Consider the following 16,507-nt stretch of genomic DNA (forward strand, 5'->3'; position numbering starts at 1 on the left):
GTCAGCGGATGATGGCGGGGTACTCGAGCCGTCCGCTTGCGCCCGGCGCGATCGACGCGATTGTCCAGCGGACATGCGTTACATCGGCGTGGGTGGCGGAACGGACAGAGCCGTCGTCTTCGGTGATGCTCAGACTGGAAAGCATGCCCCAGCTAGCGCCATCATCGACGGAAACCGTCAGTCCTGCGTCGGCATCCGAAGCAAGGCGGACTGCCGATGGAAGCGGATTGGTCACGACGAAATCGGTCACCGCTTCGGCGCCCTCGTTCGCGTAATCGGTACCGAATACGAGCCTGTCGCCAGGCACGATAAGGTCCGGCTTGACGAGCTCTGTGCGCTCCGCCCCGGTGTCGTCAGCGATGACCTTGACGGCCATCACATCACCGGAAAGCTTAACCGAGCCATTCGGAGAAGGCGCTTCCGTGAGCGTATCTTCTTGCGCCAGCACCTGGGTAGGAGCGAAAGCAAGAATGGATACGCTTGCGACCATTTTTATGAGCGTATTCATCATCTTATAATCCCAACCTAGAATCAATCTATGGTAACGTTAAAGGATATGGACTGAGTTGCGGGTGCGCTGACCGATCCAAGATCGACCGTAATTCCATCCGCATCGGAAGCCTCGCCCGCATCGTCGCCTGCAGCGTCTGTAAGCGGGTTGCCATCGAGGGCGAGCGACCCGGTGACATAGGTAGTGCCGTCCGGAATGATGTCGGCGACGACCAGATCGCTTACCGAGCCGCTACCGGAGACTTCGGCAACGATCGTGAATGTGACGATGGATCCGGGTACCGCGCTCTCCCCGCCGAACGGATCGACGATGGAAGCGGATTTCGTCAGGTCGACGGATGTCAGGCCAACCTGGATAGCTCCAGTCGCTGTCGCGCTTGCGCCGGTTGTGCCGACGATAGCGTCGCCGCCGTCGACACCCTGCCCGGCGAAGGTGTCGCCCGGCGCGCCCGTGCCAGTCGCGGCTTCTGCAATAAGTTCGACATTTGTTTGCTGCCCGTCCGTCACGCTGTCGGGCACCGTGACGATCACGAATACGGTCACGGCCTCGTCAGCGGCGAGCGGCTCAAGCGTTTGAGGGGCGGTGAGAATTTCGTCGACACCCGGATCGTAGACCCCGTTTCCGTTAGTATCGACTGCGATGCTTTCGACGAGCACCTCGAAGTCGTTGCCGGCCACCGCGGTGTTCGGGGTCAGCGTAAACGCTTCCGGGCCGTTTCCGGTATTGGTCACTTCGAAAGTAAGCACAGCCTCGCCAGGCGTCGCGCCGATTGCACTTGCATCCAGCGAGGTGACGGTGACGTCGAGCAGTTCATCGACCCGCAGCACCACGGTGTTTGACTCGATCGTCTGCGGCCCGTCGCCTGCGTCGAATGTCGCAGTAGCCGTGTTTTCGATCAGCGTGCCTGCATCGACACCCTCGGCGAGAGCTGGCGAAGCAAATGCACAAAGCGCGACCGCTGAACCGGTAGCGAGATGCCTAATGATTGTATGCGTGTTCATACTTACCGCGCTTAGGCGGTAAAGGTTACCAAGATGTAAGCGATTTGCCGGAAACCGCTGATTTCTGCGGATAGCTGGTCACGCAGCGGGTTGGAAAAGGGTTAATGGAACCACGCTTTTTTGAATACGCAAAATGGTCTCATGCACGAGATGACGTTCAGCCGTGATCCAAGAGAGCCCGATCATTAGTAACTGGACTGACAGCCCGGTTTTTATAGCATTCGCAATCCGGCAGCGCTGAGGACTAAACTGCGAGTATTGTCCTTCCCACCCCATTCTTGAGAAGTTTTATTTCGACGCGGCAATACATCGCCTCGTGAACGCGCATGGGGTCTTTCTTCTAGAGTTCAAACCCCGCGCGACGAAATCCAAATCGAATCTCGCGCTAACGTCTCTTCAGAGTTGGTGATTTATGCCTAGCGTCGGAGGCATGGTAACCCGCGCGAACACAATTTCCTGGTAGCGGAGGAGGGACTCGAACCCCCGACACGCGGATTATGATTCCGCTGCTCTAACCACCTGAGCTACTCCGCCCCGAAAGGCCATGCGGCAGGCAAATGCCCGCTCGGCAGGCGGCGCATTTAGGGCGCGCGCGCCTATCGGTCAACACTCATTTCCCGCGAAATGCGAAGCGGCGCAGAAACTCCCATGGTCCGCCCCGGTAAGCGTAAAGCGCGAGGCCGCGAAAGGCGAAGTCACGAGGCTGGATTACCCCCTCCAATTGCGCCTGAAGCGCCTTGGCCTCCTTGGAAGTGACCTTGTTCTGGATCGTCACGTGCAGGCGCGGCCGGTGCTGGTCCTGGTTGGTCAGCATGCCGTGAAAATGATCGGCGATCCTGTCGCGCAATTCGAGCATGTCGGGGCTGACAAGCTTGATGGCGGTGCCTCCGCCGAGCGACATGAGGCCCTCTACCCTCCCCTCGACCGGCGAGGTTTCTCCGACGAGCCGCGCAAGGTAGCGGCGGACCTCGTCCTCGCACTGCGCCGGCAGGGCGTGGAACAGCGTCACATGCGCTTCAAGGTAATTGCGTTCGGGCGGGAAATGCTCGGTACGCAGGTCGGTGAAGCGACCTTGGAGGTCCGCAGGCAGCTCGGCCGTGAGGATCAGGGGCGCGTCGCCCCCGCTCACATCTCACCGCGTTCGCGGCGCAGGGCGAACCACTTTTCGACGTTAGTATTATGCTCCGCCAGCGTCTCGGCAAAGGCGTGCCCGCCCGTCCCGTCGGCGACCATGTAACGCGCTTCGGTGGCCTCCGGGTCGAGCACGGCGGCGATGGATTCGCGGCCCGGATTGGTAATCGGCCCCTTGGGCAGGCCGACCATCGAATAGGTATTGTAGTCGTTCACCGCGGCGATTTCCGATTGCCGGATGCGGCGGCCAAGCGGCTTGCCCTTCGTGATCGGGTAGATGATCGTCGGGTCCGCCTGCAGCAGCATGCCATCCTTGAGGCGGTTCGAATAAAGCCCTGCGACCATGCGCCGCTCTTCCGGCACCCCGGTTTCCTTCTCGACGATCGAGGCAAGGATCAGTGCATCCTTCACATTGTCGACCGCGATCCCTTCCTTGCGGCGCGGCCATGCCTCGGCGAGGTAATTTTGCATCGCCGCCTGCATGCGGGCGAGCACGGCAGCCCGTTCCTCGCCGCGTTCGAAATCGTATGTGTCAGGCAGGACGCTGCCTTCCTGCGGCACCGGGATTTCGCCGGTCAGGTGCTCTTGCGCCATCAGGCGTTCCCACACCAGGATGGAGGGCATGCCTTCGGGAATGGTAACGAAGCGGCGGATGACGTCGCCCGACTGGAACATGTCCAGTATTTGCGACTGGCTGGCGTTTGCCGGCAGGAGGAATTCCCCCGCTTGGATCGGAGCGCCCCCACCGAAGATCTTCGCGCGCAGCAGGAAAGCATCGGCGGACGCAACAACGCCCTCGTCCTCCATGCGGTTCGCCACCGAGGTCAGCGTCGATCCCGAGGGCACGATGAAGGGCGTGTCTTCCTCGATCTGGGCGGAGCCGAACCAGCCGCTGGCGAACCATACGGCTGCAGCAGCGATAACCAGCGCGGCAACCGCGCCGAGCATCAGCGCGGAGCGTTTTGCCACCTTAGTCGACCTTCTTGACGATCAGCGAAGCGTTGGTGCCGCCAAAGCCGAAGCTGTTGTTCAGTGCGGCCTTTACTTCGCGCTTCTTGGCCGTGAGCGGGACGAGATCGACGCCTTCGGTGCCCTCGTCCGGATCTTCGAGGTTGAGCGTCGGCGGGACGACCTGGTCGCGGATTGCGAGAATACAGAAGATCGCCTCGACCGCACCCGCGCCGCCGAGGAGGTGGCCGATGGCCGACTTCGTGCTGCTCATGGATGCGCCGCACAGATCGTCGCCCAGCACGCGCTTTACCGCGGCGAGTTCGATCGTGTCTGCCATGGTCGAGGTTCCGTGCGCGTTGACGTAGTCGATGTCGCAGGCCTCAAGGCCGGATTTCTTCAGCGCCATGCGCATCGCCAGTTCCGCGCCCTTGCCTTCCGGATGCGGGGCGGTGACGTGATAGGCATCGCCAGACAGGCCATAGCCGACGACTTCGGCGTAGATTTTCGCGCCGCGGGCCTTGGCGTGCTCGTATTCTTCGAGAACCACTACACCGGCACCCTCGCCCATGACGAAGCCGTCACGGTTCTTGTCGTAGGGGCGGCTCGCCTTTTCGGGCGTGTCGTTCATGCTCATGTTGAGCGCGCGTGCCTGCGCAAAACCGGCCACGCCGAGCGGGTTCACGGTGCTTTCCGCACCGCCTGCCAGCATGATGTCGGCATCGTCGAGCGCGATCATGCGCGCGGCATCGCCGATCGAGTGCGCGCCGGTAGAACAGGCGGTCACGACTGCGTGATTGGGGCCCATCAACCCGTATTTGATCGATACCTGGCCGCTGATGAGGTTGATCAGGCGCCCGTGGACGAAATGCGGCGAAACACGGCCCGGACCGCGTTCGTGCAGGACGATGGATTCGCTCTCGATACCCGGAAGGCCGCCGATGCCCGAACCGATCGACACGCCGGTGCGCATCTTGGTCGCTTCGTCCATGTCCTCCAGACCCGCGTCTTCGATTGCCTGTCCGGCCGCGTCGATGCCGTAGATGATGAACGGATCGACCTGGCGCTGGACCTTGTGGTCGACGCGCTTGTTGGGATCGAAGCCGTACTCGTGGTCCTTGTCCTTAACCTCGCAGGCGATCTGCGCCTTCTGGTTCGACGCGTCGAAGCGGGTGATCTTTCCCGCCCCGCTCTTGCCAGCGATGAGATTGGACCAGGTAGTCTCTACATCGCCGCCCAGGGGGGTGACGAGGCCAAGTCCGGTAACGACCACACGACGCATGTAATTCTCCGCGTAAAAAACAACAGGCCCGGCCCGCTATCGGGTCGGGCCTGTCCGGTCCCGCTTTACGCGGGAAATTGAGCCTTAGAGGGAATTAGCCCTTGTGCTCTTCGATGTACTTGGTCGCATCGCCGACGGTGGTGATCTTCTCAGCCGCATCGTCGGGGATTTCGACGCCGAATTCTTCTTCGAACGCCATGACCAGTTCCACGATGTCGAGGCTGTCTGCACCGAGATCGTCGATGAAGCTGGCTTCCTGCGTCACCTTGTCGGCTTCGACGCCGAGGTGCTCGACAACAATTTTCTGCACGCGGTCGGCAGTTTCGCTCATTTTATTCCCTCTCGAATTCATGGGGGTTAGCAAGTTGGCTTTCGCCCTAATGAACGCCGCCGATAAGCGCAAGGGGTTGGCTGCTTTGACGGAGGGGAATCGAGGTTGACCTTACGGCCGGGAGGTCGCTTCACCTGTGTCGTCTCCGCTAGCCCCCCAGATTTCATCGAGGATATAGTCGGGCGGGAAATGCTTTGAGACCTGATCCTTGGCTGCCAGCGTCGCTTGCAGCCGCGCGATGGCCGTTCGGACGTAAGAATGGCTTCCGTGCCTGCCCTCGATGATTTTCTGGTCGCTCAGCGCCTGGCGGAGGTCGCCTTCGCTTTCGTGGCACACGGCACTGTTGAAGCGAACCGACTGGTGGTCGAAGTTGCTTTGTGCAAGCCGGTCGAAAAGGGCACAAGCCCCGATTTGGTCGTGTTTGGTGAGCGCGAGCGCGCGCTTGAAAGTGGCACGGTCCTCTTTCGACAGGCCTTTCCGTTTCTCGAGCAACCTGACCTGCTCGCCACCCGTCCGCGGAGCGAAATCCATCCGCACTTCCCGGGCAAAACCGTCGATAAGGGACTGACCAACCTCGCCAATTGTGGGGCGATCATCGCCTGCGCAATATTCCAGCCTGCGAGCGCGCTCTCCGCCGTTTGAATAGCGTTCTTCACGGCCGAGTTCCGCGACCATTCGAACATTGGCGTTGAGCGAAACGACGATTGCATAGCAGGCCACTTCGGTAGTCCTGTATCGCACGCATTCGTCGTCTTTCTCCTCGATGCAGGTCTTTTCGATACGGGGATCGAGTTCGATTTCGTCGACGTCGACCTGCGCCATGCCGAACAGAGTTCCTCTGCGGATGCCCGGCGCGCCACTCCCTGCCTTGTCGCTGGGCACGACCTTGAAGAACGGGCCTTGCTCGACGTTTATCGCAGCAAGGCGATCCATCAGGGCATACTTCAAATCGGGACCGGCACTGCCTTCGAAGTCATCGATCATGATGACGTCTATGCCGATTGCATCGTTCGTGTTCGCCGGCGCCATGGTCGAAACCGGGAGGGTTTCGGCGTGCGATGGGGCCGCAAGAAGGATAGAAATCCCCGTAAGTACGCCCCACAAGCTCCTGATATGCATAATCTCCCCGCTTTCTGTTCAGCGAGAGAATTGCGCACCCAAGCTTACGCAGCGATTAAGCGCATCTCCGGGTCCGCCAGAATTTTTCAATGTCCTAATCTTCAGGCGTCGCCCGCGCGGTCCACCCGGGTCGCCTCGGCGCCCTGCGGCTTGGGCGCTTCCACGGTGCGGATGTGCACATCGCGCAGCTGGCGTGGGGACACGAGGTTGGGCGCGCCCATCATCAGGTCCTGCGCCTTCTGGTTGAGCGGGAATGCGATCACTTCGCGGATGTTCGGCTCGTCGGCGAGGAGCATCACGATGCGGTCGATACCGGGTGCCGAGCCACCGTGCGGCGGTGCGCCGAGCTTGAAGGCTTCGATCATGCCCGAGAAGTTCTCGTCGACATCGGCCTGCGTGTAACCGGCGATCTCGAACGCCTTGTACATGATTTCCGGCTTGTGGTTCCGGATCGCGCCCGAGGACAATTCGTAGCCGTTGCAGACGATGTCGTACTGCCACGCCAGGATATCCAGCGGGTCCTTGGTTTCCAGCGCTTCCATCTCACCCTGCGGCATGGAGAACGGGTTGTGGCTGAAATCGACCTTCTTGAGTTCCTCGTCATACTCGAACATCGGGAAATCGACGATCCAGCAGAACTTGAAGCAGCCTTCCTCGATCAGTTCGAGCACTTCGCCAACGCGCGTGCGTGCGGCGCCAGCCAGCTTGGCCGCGTCCTTTTCCTTGCCTGCAGCAAAGAAGAGGCCGTCGTTTTCGCCCAGGCCCAGCTCGGCATAGAGCTCTTCCATGCCTTCGGTGCCGTGGTTCTTGGCGATCGGGCCGCCAAATTCGCCGCCCTTGCGGGTGACATAGCCGAGGCCTGCAAAGCCTTCCTTGCGGGCCCAGTCGTTCATCTCGTCGAAGAACTTGCGGCTCTTCTCATTGGTGTTCGGCGCCGGGATCACGCGAACCTTGCCGCCGGTGCCGACGATCTTTTCGAATAGGCCGAAACCGCTCTTTTCGAAGTGGTGCGTCACGTCGGAGATGATCAGCGGGTTGCGCAGGTCGGGCTTGTCGGTGCCGTATTTCAGCATCGCTTCGGCATAGGGAATGCGCGGGAATTCACCGGCGGGGGTGACGGACTTGCCGCCCGAGAATTCCTCGAACACGCCGGCGAGGACGGGTTCGATCGCCTGGAAGACGTCTTCCTGCGTCACGAAGCTCATTTCGAAGTCGAGCTGGTAGAATTCCGGGCTACGGTCGGCACGCAGGTCTTCGTCGCGGAAGCAGGGCGCGATCTGGAAGTAGCGGTCGAAACCGGCGACCATCAGCAGCTGCTTGAACATCTGCGGCGCCTGCGGAAGCGCGTAGAAGCGGCCCGGGTGGAGGCGGCTGGGCACGAGGTAGTCGCGCGCGCCTTCGGGGCTGGATGCGCCGAGGATCGGCGTCTGAAATTCGCTGAAGCCCTGGTCGGTCATCCGGCGGCGCAGGCTGGTGATGACCTGGTTGCGCAGCATGATGTTCTTGTGCACCCGCTCGCGGCGCAGGTCGACGAAACGGTACTTGAGGCGCGTTTCTTCCGGATAGTCTTCCGCCTGGTTGACGATCAGCGGCAGGTCTTCCGCACGGCTCTGGATTTCGATCTCGCGGGCGAAAACCTCGATCTCGCCGGTGGGTAGGTTCTTGTTGACCGCCACCTCGTCGCGCGCCTTCACCGTCCCGTCGATAGTGACGACCGATTCCAGCTTGAGCTTTTCGAGCACCGGAAGCGCCTTGCTGTCGCTGTCGGCAACGATTTGCGTGATGCCGTAATGGTCGCGCAGGTCGACGAACAGCACGCCGCCATGGTCGCGCTTGTTATGCACCCAGCCGGACAGGCGAACGGTGTCGCCGACATTCTCTTTTGTCAGCTGAGCGCAGTTGTGGGTACGATAGGCGTGCATCTGGAAGTCTTTCCAATTTGGGATGTATGGCGCTAAGGGCGCGAGCGTGCGCGCTCCTTTAACAGGAATCGCGCGCGCTAACAGGGCACCGGCGGGTTTTTGTCAAGACTTTGGCAGATGCTTGTGGCGGTGCGGGAGCGGTACTCCGCTCGCAACATGAAAAGACACGATGAAAATACACGACCTGATAACGACCACCGATGCCCTCGCCGACTTGTGCGAGCGCCTGGCGAAAAGCGAATTCGTCACCGTCGACACCGAGTTCATGCGCGAGAACACCTACTGGCCGGAACTGTGCCTGGTGCAGATCGCAAACGAGGAAGAAGCCGCGGCCATCGATCCGCTGGCAGACGGCATCGACCTTGCCCCGTTGTGGGATTTGATGTGCGACAATGAAGACGTGCTCAAGGTCTTCCACGCCGGAGGGCAGGATGTCGAGATCGTCTACAACTTCACCGGCAAGACGCCCCACCCCATTTTCGACACGCAGATCGCGATGATGGCGATCAGCCAGTCCGAACAGATCGGCTATGCCAACCTTGTCGAAAGCTGGCTCGGCTTCACGGTCGACAAGGGCGCCCGCTTTACCGACTGGAGCCGCCGCCCCCTGACCGAACGGCAGATCGAATATGCGATCGGCGATGTGACCCATCTGTCGAAAATTTTCCCCAAGATCCTCGACAAGCTGGTCAAGACCGGGCGCGGCGCATGGCTAAACGCCGAAATGGACAAGCTGGCCGACCCGGCGAATTACGCCAACGATGCCGATCTCGCCTGGAAGCGCATCCGCTCGCCCGGACGCAATCCTTCGGTGCTTGGCCGGCTCAAGGCGCTGGCCGCATGGCGCGAAGGCGAAGCGCAGCACAAGAATATCCCGCGCGGCCGGATCATGCGCGACGAGACGCTGGCCGACATTGCCAGCCATCCGCCCAAGAAGCAGGCCGACCTCACCAAGGTGCGCGGCCTCTCCAACGCCTGGCGCGACAACGATATCGGCAAGCGGCTGATGAAGGTGCTCGACAAGGCAGAGCCGATGCCGAAGAGCGAAATGCCCGACAAGCCGAAGCGCGGCGCGCCGCTCGGCAAGGAAGGCGCGCTGGTCGCCGATCTCCTCAAGCTGTTGCTCAAGATCCGCGCGCGCGAAATCGACATTGCCGCCCGCCTGCTCACCCGAGCAGACGAAATGGAAGCGCTGGCCGCAGGCGTTCGTAAGCTGCCGATCCTGGAGGGCTGGCGCTACGAGGTCTTCGGCAAGGATGCGCTCGAACTGGTCGAAGGCAGGCTCGCCTTCGCGGTGAAGGACGGCAAGCTGCTGATGACGCATATCGACGACATGGGAAGCGAATTGAGCGAAGCGCAGGCGGCAGAGTGAGTACCTACCTCCCCACCCTCAAGCAGCTGCAATATCTCGTAGCCCTGCACGAACATGGCCATTTCGGCCGTGCGGCAGAGGCCAGCTTCGTTTCGCAATCGACATTGTCGGCGGGAATTCGCGAGCTGGAATCGCTGCTCGGCGTCACCCTGGTGGAGCGGAGCCGCCGCGTGGTGCGCTTTACGGCGCTGGGCAACCAGGTGGTCGAGAAGGCCCATCGCATCCTGCGCGAGGCGGAGGAACTGGCCGATCTCGTCCAGGCTGCCGGCAAGCCGCTGGCGGGGCAATTGCGCATGAGCGTGATCCCCACGATCGCGCCCTTCATGCTGCCGCGTTTCCTGCCCCGGCTGCGCAAGGAAAGGCCCGAGCTCGAGCTCTTCCTGCGCGAAGAGACCAGCCAGGATGCCGTCGAATCGCTCCAGCACGGGCGGGTCGACTGCGTCCTCCTCGCCCTGCCCTTCGCTACCGGAGAGGTGGAACAGGCCCATATCGCCGACGATCCGCTTTATGTCGCATTCCCGAAAGACGACCCGCGCGATCCGCCGGAAACCATTTCCGCCGACATGATCGACGAGGGACGGCTGCTCCTGCTGGAAGACGGCCATTGCCTTAAGGAACACGCGCTGGCGGCCTGCAACCGGCCCGAATTGCGTGGCAGTGCGACCATGATCGGTACCAGCCTGCACACGCTCGTACAGATGGTCGACAACGGCCTTGGCCTGACCATGTTGCCGCAGATGGCGGTCGATGCGGGGATCCTGAACGGCACGGACGTCGTCGCGCGCCCGCTCAAGAGCAAGGCGGCAAGCCGCGAGATTGCGCTCATCTGGCGCAAGAATTCCCCGCGCCGGGACGATTTCGAATTGTTGGCGGAAGAACTGCGCGCCGGTTAGGCGGCGAGCGCTTCTTCGTCCTGCTTGACCTTGGATTTAAGGTAGCGGTCGGCCTTCCTCACGACGAACATCGGGACGATCACGCTGAGCGCGATCCCAGCAAGCGAGCAGAAGGCGATCCAGATTGCCATCGCCGTGCCGCCGGACAGGTACAGTCCATAAAGCACGGGCGCCGCGAGCACGAGGCCGCGGATCTCGTTGAAGATGATCGCAACAGCGCCGACCTTGAGCAGCGCCGCGAGGAGCATGTGTAGCGTGGCAGTCATGCGAACCGTAGTAATTCTTGTTGGTAAAGAAACCGTTGACCACCCGGCCCGTATCCCCGCCCCGTCGTGAACGCGGTGCGACTGGTCATGTCTCGCGCACGCCCCTAAAGGTGGCTTTGCGGCACCGACACGGGATCACGCGAGGCGCATCAGGGGGTTCAAGATCGTCATGCAATTGACCGGGGCACACTACCGGTGAGCAAGGAAGAGACCGCACAGGTCGGCGTCTATCGCGGCGCTGCGGTGGCCGTCGCGATGACTTGGGTCCTGCGCGCAATCGGCCTGGTATCGGTCTTCGTGCTCGCGCGTTTGCTGACCCCGGCCGATTTCGGCGTGGTCGGCCTGGCGATGACGGCTGTCGCACTGGTGGAAACCTTCTCCTACCTCGGCATGAAGCAGGCCCTCCTGCGGATGGAGAAGCTGGAGCGGGACTATTACGACACGGCCTGGACCATCCAGATCGTGATGTTTGCCCTGCTCGCCGCAGTCCTGTTCGTCATCGCCGGCCCGGCTGCGGCATTCTTTGCAGAACCGCGGGTAGAGCCGGTCATCTACGCGCTGTCGCTGCGCTTCCTCATGCTCGGGGCAATGAATATCGGCATCGTCGAGTTCGAGCGCGATTTCGCCTTTGGCCGCGACTTGAAGATGAAGGGCACGGCACGGATCGTATCGTTCTTCGTGACCGTCGGGCTGGCGCTGTGGCTGCGGTCATACTGGGCGCTGGTCGCAGGCATGATCGTGCAATCCCTGATCCTCATGGTGCTCTCCTACACGATGCAGCCCTATCGTCCGCGACTGTCGCTGGCGCGCCGGGCGGAGCTGCTCGGCGTTTCCCTGTGGATCTTTGCCGGGGCGGCCGCGCAGGTATTCTATAGCCAGGTGGAACGCCTGACCGTGGGCCGAGTGGCCGACACCGGCACGGTCGGCGCGTTTTCCGTGAGCAAGGACGTGGCCAATATCCTGACGCAGGAAATCGCGATGGCCCTTAACCGCGTCACCTATGTGACGACGGCACGCAGTGGAGCTTTTACCGAACAGGGGCGCCGCATCGCCCGCTCGCTGGGCGGTTATGCCATGATGGCCGCACCCATGGGGCTGGGCCTCGCGGCGGTGTCGGAACAGTTCATCCGCGTGTTCTTGGGCGAGCAATGGGGTGCCGCCGCCCTGCTGGTCGCGCCTATCGCTGTCGGCACGGCTCTCATCGCCGTGTTCCGCCTGATCGCCTCCTCGCTTCAGGCAGGCGGGCACGAACGGGTGTCCGGACTGCTGTGCCTTGGCGCACTGGCCGCCATGGTGATCGCGGTCGTCACGGTCGCCGCGAACGGGGGATCGCCGCTGGCCATCGCCCAGACCGGCCTTGCCGTGAGCGCGGCGCAACTGCTGGTCGGCCTTGCCATAATCTCGCACCTGTCGCGGGGCAGCGTCTTCGGCGCGATCGTGGCCGTGGCCCGCCCCTTCCTTGCTGCTGCAGCCATGTACGCGCTGGTAATCAGCCTGCCGGTGCTGTCGACCTCTGTGCTGGTCGAGCTGGTCTGGCGCGCGAGCGTGGGTGCGGTGAGCTATGCCGCGATGCTCTGGCTGCTTTGGCTTATCTCGGGCCGCCCCGATTCCAGCGAGGCCGAGCTCCTTCGCGTCGCAGGCCGCAATCTGCGGCGGCGCTAGTCCATGTGCTTGAGGCCGACGCGCAGGTAGTCCCAGCCGGTAATCAGCGTCAGGATTGCGGCCGCCCAAAGGGTCACCAGGCCGACCGTATGCGGGACATTCGCCGCGATATCGCCGATCATCACCGTCCAGCGCGGCAGACCCTGCCCGAGGATCAGCGAACCCAGCGACATAAGCTGGAAAGTCGTCTTCCACTTGGCGAGCTTGCTCACCGGAACCGACACCTGCAGCCCGCCAAGGAATTCGCGCAAGCCCGACACCGCGATCTCGCGCACGAGAATGATCAGTCCGGCAATAACATGCATGTCCCCGACATAGGGCCCCGTCAGCACGCCTTGCGCCGCCAGCACGAGGATCACCGATGCGACCATGATCTTGTCCGCAATCGGGTCGAGGAAAATGCCGAGCTTGGATACTGCTCCGCTGGAACGGGCGAGCATGCCGTCGAAATAATCGGTGATGCCCATCGCGCAGTAGAGCACGAAGGCCGCAAGATAGCCGGTTTCCCAGCCCGGCCACCACAATAGGAAGGCCAAGAGCGGGATCGCAACGATGCGCGAAAGCGTGAGGATGTTGGGCAGGCTCAACATGGCGAATCGCTCTAACGACAAACTGTCCGGCGCAAAAGCGGCACATTTGCCTTGTCCGCGCCTGCGTTAGTCCGCACAAGGGCTGCGGAGCCGAGGTTGTGCCCGGGGGGTCATGCTTACATCTACACATTTGCTGCGCAGCAGGCGTTTCCTGCCGCTATTCGTGACGCAGCTGTTCAACGCATTCAACGACAACCTCTACAAGACCGCGATGGTGCTCTTCGTGGTCTACCATATATACAATTCCGAAGAGGCAGAGGGCCAGTTCAGCGCCATCGCGTCGGGCTTGTTCATCCTGCCCTTCTTCATCCTGTCCGCACTGGCAGGCCAATTGGCCGACATGCGCGACAAGGCGGCGATCATCCGCAAGGTCAAATTCTGCGAGATAATCCTGATGCTTATCGGGGCGAGCGGGCTTTACCTCGCGTGGAAAGGCTATGACCTGCCGGTCAGCCTGTTCGGTATCGAGACCACCCTGCCGATCGTCCTGATGCTGTTTGCCCTGTTCCTGACCGGCGTACAGTCGACCTTCCTCGGCCCGATCAAATACGCGATCCTGCCGCAGCACCTCAAGAAAGACGAAGTGCTCGCTGGCACCGGCCTTGTCGAAGCAGGAACCTATATCGCCATCCTGGCCGGCACGATCCTTGCCGGATGGATCCCCGTCGAAGTCGCGGCGGTGGGTATCATCCTCACCTCGGTCGTCGCCTATTTCGTCAGCCGCCAGGTGCCCGACGCCCCGCCGCAGGGCGCACCGGAAAAGCTCGACTGGCACATATTGCGCGCATCGGTGCAACTCGTGCGCGAAACCATGCATGCGCGCGAAGTCTATTACGCCATCATCGCGATCAGCTTCTTCTGGACCATCGGGGCGGTGCTGTTCATCCAGTTCCCACCACTCGCCAAGAACGTGATCATGGCCAGCAAGGAAGTGGCAAGCCTCTTCCTCGTCATCTTTTCGGTCGGGATCGCCATCGGATCGGTGGCAATCAACGCCCTGCTCAAAGGCGAGGTCTCGGCCCGTTATGCCTCACAATCGGTGATCGTGATGGGCCTGTTCGTGATCGCTTTCTACAGCGTCGCGAAATTATGGGAGGCCGACCAGCCGACCGAACTGCTCGATGTGGCAGGCTTTCTCGCCTGGCCCATGGCGACCGTGCTGCTGCTGTGCCTGCTCGGCATCGCGATTGCAGGCGGAATGTTCGTCGTGCCGCTCTACGCCTTCCTGACCACGCGTGTGGCGCCGGAGAAGGCATCGCGCACGATTGCGGCCAATAATATCGTCAATTCAGGCGCGATGGTCTGCGGCTCGCTCCTGGCGATGGGGATGAGCGCGGGCGGGGTCCCGATCGTGGAACAGGTACTCATCAGCGCACTGATGTGCCTGATCTCTGCATGGTTGGGGCGCAAACTTTTGAAGGCAGAGCGTAGCGCCGCAGCCCACAATCGGGCCTGAAAAATCAGGCGATAAAGGCGAGAACCGCTGCGAAGGTCGCGAAATAGACCGTCGCCGCGCCGCGTACATCCGAGGCGGTAAGCCGCCAGTCGATCGGCTGGTCCTGCGGCACGTCGGCGAACATTGCACGGCGCTGGGGCAGGCTTGCCCGCAACCAGTGGCGGGCGGCTTCGGTGTTAAGAACTAATGCGCGTCTCATGATGCAGGTCTTAACGCATTTTTAACCCTTGGGGTCCCGCACAATCAACGCTGTAGCAATTCGGGACATTCAGCGTGTTTGCTGAGGATAAGTGGCAAGATTTGCCACCGCGATTGCACGAAGCAGCCCGCGCGGCTAACCGCCTGATCCATGACCAAGCGCCCCACTCCCGCCGCCGCGAAACTGCTCGTCGATTGCCTGATCGAACAGGGCTGCGACCGAATCTTCACCGTGCCGGGAGAAAGCTTCCTGCAGGTGCTCGACGCGCTCGGCCAGCAGGAGGAGATCGAGCTTGTCACCTGCCGCCAGGAAGGCGGGGTTGCGATGATGGCCTGCGCGGACGGCGCGATGACCGGAAGGCCGGGGATCGCCTTCGTCACCCGCGGCCCGGGCGCGACCAATGCCAGCATCGGCATCCACGTTGCCCAGCAGGATTCCCAGCCGATGATCATGTTCGTCGGCGATGTCGATTCCGGCATGCGCGACCGTGAAGGCTTCCAGGAAGTCGACTTTGCGGCCTTCTTCGGGCCGATCGCGAAATGGGCGGCGCGCATCGACAGCGCGGATCGCATCCCCGAATACGTCGCCCGCGCCTATGCGACGGCCATTTCCGGGCGCCCCGGGCCGGTCGTGCTGGCCCTTCCCGAAGACATGCTGAGCCATGACACTGCGGCAAAACCCCGCAAACGGGTGGAGCGGCCTGCGCAGGCCCCCTGTCCCGATGCAATGCAGGCGATGATGGCGCTTATCGCCGATGCTGCATCGCCGGTCGCCATAGTCGGCGGCGCCGGGTGGAACGCACAGGCGCGCGAGCATTTCCAGCTCTTCGCCGAACGCCTCGGCATTCCGGTCGCGACCGCTTTCCGCCGCCAGGACGCGATCAGCCCGTCGAGCCGCGTCTACGCCGGTTCGCTTGGCTATGGCCCCAATCCCAAGCTGGTCGAGCGCGTAAAGAACGCCGACCTGGTGCTTGCAGTAGGCGCACGGCTCGGCGAGGCGACTACCGACGGCTATACCGTCCCGCCGCTGGAGGATGCCGATCGCACGCTGATCCACGTCCATCCCGACCCGGAGGAATTGCACCGCGTCTATCCAACCGATCTCGCCATCTGTGCCGAGATGGACGAATTCGCGGAAAGCGCCGCCCTGTGGGACGATGGCGACACGATCGATTTCGATGCCGGGGCGCAGGCCAATGCCGAATGGGAAGCCTGGGCCACGGCAACGCCGAACGACTACCCGCTCGACATGGGCGCGTGCGTCCAGTTCATGCGCGACACACTCCCCGCCGATACGATCATCTGCAACGGCGCGGGTAATTTCGCCGGCTGGTGGCACCGCTACTGGCGCTATGAAGGCTATCCCACGCAGCTTGCACCGACTTGCGGCGCCATGGGCTATGGTGTGCCCGCCTCAGTTGCCGCTTCGCTACGCTTCCCCGAACGCACGGTCGTTGCCGTCGCGGGGGACGGCGATTTCATGATGAACGGGCAGGAAATGGCCACGCTCGTCCAGCACGGCGGCAATCTGATCGTCGTCGTCGTCGACAACGGGGCTTATGGCACGATCCGCATGCACCAGGAACGCGAATTCCCGGGCGAAGAGCGCATTAGCGGCACCCGCCTCGCCAATCCCGATTTCGCAGAATTGGCGCAGGCCTATGGCGGCTGGTCGGCCCGCGCCGAGACGACCGAGCAGTTCAAGGATGCGCTGGTTGCAGCGGAAGGCCGCACAGGCCTGCGGCTCATTCACTGCGTGATCGATGTCGAACAGCTGGCAGCGAGCGGCGCAACCGTCAGCGGATTGCGCGCCCGCAGCTGATCC

Annotated in this window: 16 protein-coding genes and 1 tRNA gene; 5 read left to right on the forward strand and 12 right to left on the reverse strand. The window is 62.2% G+C overall.

Annotated features, from left to right (window positions below):
• Position 1: 1 nt before the first annotated feature.
• From LCM24_RS01590 to aspS, 9 genes are all read right to left on the reverse strand, one after another.
• Positions 2-511, reverse strand: coding sequence for a hypothetical protein (locus LCM24_RS01590; protein ID WP_224802468.1), 510 nt, complete (start codon positions 509-511; stop codon positions 2-4).
• A 20-nt stretch (positions 512-531) separates the two neighbouring features.
• On the reverse strand, positions 532-1,512 hold the full coding sequence (locus tag LCM24_RS01595) for a hypothetical protein (RefSeq protein WP_224802469.1): 981 nt from the start codon (positions 1,510-1,512) through the stop codon (positions 532-534).
• Between the two features lie 457 nt (positions 1,513-1,969).
• Positions 1,970-2,046, reverse strand: a tRNA-Met gene (locus tag LCM24_RS01600).
• Between the two features lie 76 nt (positions 2,047-2,122).
• Positions 2,123-2,641 carry a 2'-5' RNA ligase family protein gene (locus LCM24_RS01605; RefSeq protein ID WP_224802470.1) on the reverse strand — a complete coding sequence of 173 codons (519 nt, stop codon included), beginning with the start codon at positions 2,639-2,641 and terminating at the stop codon, positions 2,123-2,125.
• Positions 2,638-3,591 (reverse strand): endolytic transglycosylase MltG, encoded by a 954-nt coding sequence (gene mltG / locus LCM24_RS01610; protein WP_224803438.1) that lies wholly within the window; start codon positions 3,589-3,591, stop codon positions 2,638-2,640. Before mltG ends, LCM24_RS01605 begins: the two co-directional genes overlap by 4 nt.
• Positions 3,592-3,613: 22 nt before the next feature.
• Positions 3,614-4,873 (reverse strand): beta-ketoacyl-ACP synthase II, encoded by a 1,260-nt coding sequence (gene fabF, locus LCM24_RS01615; RefSeq protein WP_224802471.1) that lies wholly within the window; start codon positions 4,871-4,873, stop codon positions 3,614-3,616.
• A 94-nt stretch (positions 4,874-4,967) separates the two neighbouring features.
• On the reverse strand, positions 4,968-5,204 hold the full coding sequence (locus tag LCM24_RS01620; RefSeq protein ID WP_090481488.1) for an acyl carrier protein: 237 nt from the start codon (positions 5,202-5,204) through the stop codon (positions 4,968-4,970).
• Positions 5,205-5,315: 111 nt separating this feature from the next.
• Complete coding sequence (locus tag LCM24_RS01625) at positions 5,316-6,233, reverse strand: hypothetical protein (protein ID WP_224802472.1); 918 nt, start codon at positions 6,231-6,233, stop codon at positions 5,316-5,318.
• Between the two features lie 191 nt (positions 6,234-6,424).
• On the reverse strand, positions 6,425-8,245 hold the full coding sequence (gene aspS / locus LCM24_RS01630) for an aspartate--tRNA ligase (RefSeq protein ID WP_224802473.1): 1,821 nt from the start codon (positions 8,243-8,245) through the stop codon (positions 6,425-6,427).
• Between the two features lie 169 nt (positions 8,246-8,414).
• Here aspS and rnd point away from each other — a divergent pair, with 169 nt between their 5' ends.
• The gene (gene rnd / locus LCM24_RS01635; protein ID WP_224802474.1) at positions 8,415-9,617 is read left to right on the forward strand and encodes a ribonuclease D; all 1,203 of its coding nucleotides are present in this window, start codon (positions 8,415-8,417) and stop codon (positions 9,615-9,617) included.
• Positions 9,614-10,510 (forward strand): hydrogen peroxide-inducible genes activator, encoded by an 897-nt coding sequence (locus LCM24_RS01640; RefSeq protein WP_224802475.1) that lies wholly within the window; start codon positions 9,614-9,616, stop codon positions 10,508-10,510. Before rnd ends, LCM24_RS01640 begins: the two co-directional genes overlap by 4 nt.
• Here the strand turns inward: LCM24_RS01640 and LCM24_RS01645 are convergent.
• Positions 10,507-10,776 (reverse strand): hypothetical protein, encoded by a 270-nt coding sequence (locus LCM24_RS01645; RefSeq protein ID WP_224802476.1) that lies wholly within the window; start codon positions 10,774-10,776, stop codon positions 10,507-10,509. The genes LCM24_RS01640 and LCM24_RS01645 overlap by 4 nt on opposite strands.
• 195 nt (positions 10,777-10,971) lie before the next feature.
• Here LCM24_RS01645 and LCM24_RS01650 point away from each other — a divergent pair, with 195 nt between their 5' ends.
• A complete protein-coding gene (locus LCM24_RS01650) occupies positions 10,972-12,438 on the forward strand; it encodes an oligosaccharide flippase family protein (protein ID WP_224802477.1) in 1,467 nt (488 codons plus the stop codon).
• On the opposite strand, the gene pgsA is transcribed toward LCM24_RS01650, so the two are convergent.
• Positions 12,435-13,028 carry a CDP-diacylglycerol--glycerol-3-phosphate 3-phosphatidyltransferase gene (pgsA, locus tag LCM24_RS01655; protein WP_224802478.1) on the reverse strand — a complete coding sequence of 198 codons (594 nt, stop codon included), beginning with the start codon at positions 13,026-13,028 and terminating at the stop codon, positions 12,435-12,437. The two genes, LCM24_RS01650 and pgsA, sit on opposite strands and share 4 nt — an antisense overlap.
• A 112-nt stretch (positions 13,029-13,140) precedes the next feature.
• Between pgsA and LCM24_RS01660 the strand changes: the two genes are divergently transcribed.
• Positions 13,141-14,484, forward strand: a complete 1,344-nt coding sequence (locus LCM24_RS01660; protein ID WP_224802479.1) for an MFS transporter — start codon at positions 13,141-13,143, stop codon at positions 14,482-14,484.
• A 4-nt stretch (positions 14,485-14,488) separates the two neighbouring features.
• On the opposite strand, the gene LCM24_RS01665 is transcribed toward LCM24_RS01660, so the two are convergent.
• Positions 14,489-14,683, reverse strand: coding sequence for a hypothetical protein (locus tag LCM24_RS01665; protein ID WP_143089629.1), 195 nt, complete (start codon positions 14,681-14,683; stop codon positions 14,489-14,491).
• A gap of 150 nt (positions 14,684-14,833) precedes the next feature.
• Between LCM24_RS01665 and LCM24_RS01670 the strand changes: the two genes are divergently transcribed.
• Positions 14,834-16,504: a thiamine pyrophosphate-binding protein gene (locus tag LCM24_RS01670; RefSeq protein WP_224802480.1), complete on the forward strand. Its 1,671-nt coding sequence runs from the start codon at positions 14,834-14,836 to the stop codon at positions 16,502-16,504.
• Positions 16,505-16,507 lie beyond the last annotated feature (3 nt).

The sequence above is a fragment of the Qipengyuania aquimaris genome, assembly GCF_020171965.1.
Lineage (GTDB): Bacteria > Pseudomonadota > Alphaproteobacteria > Sphingomonadales > Sphingomonadaceae > Qipengyuania > Qipengyuania aquimaris_A.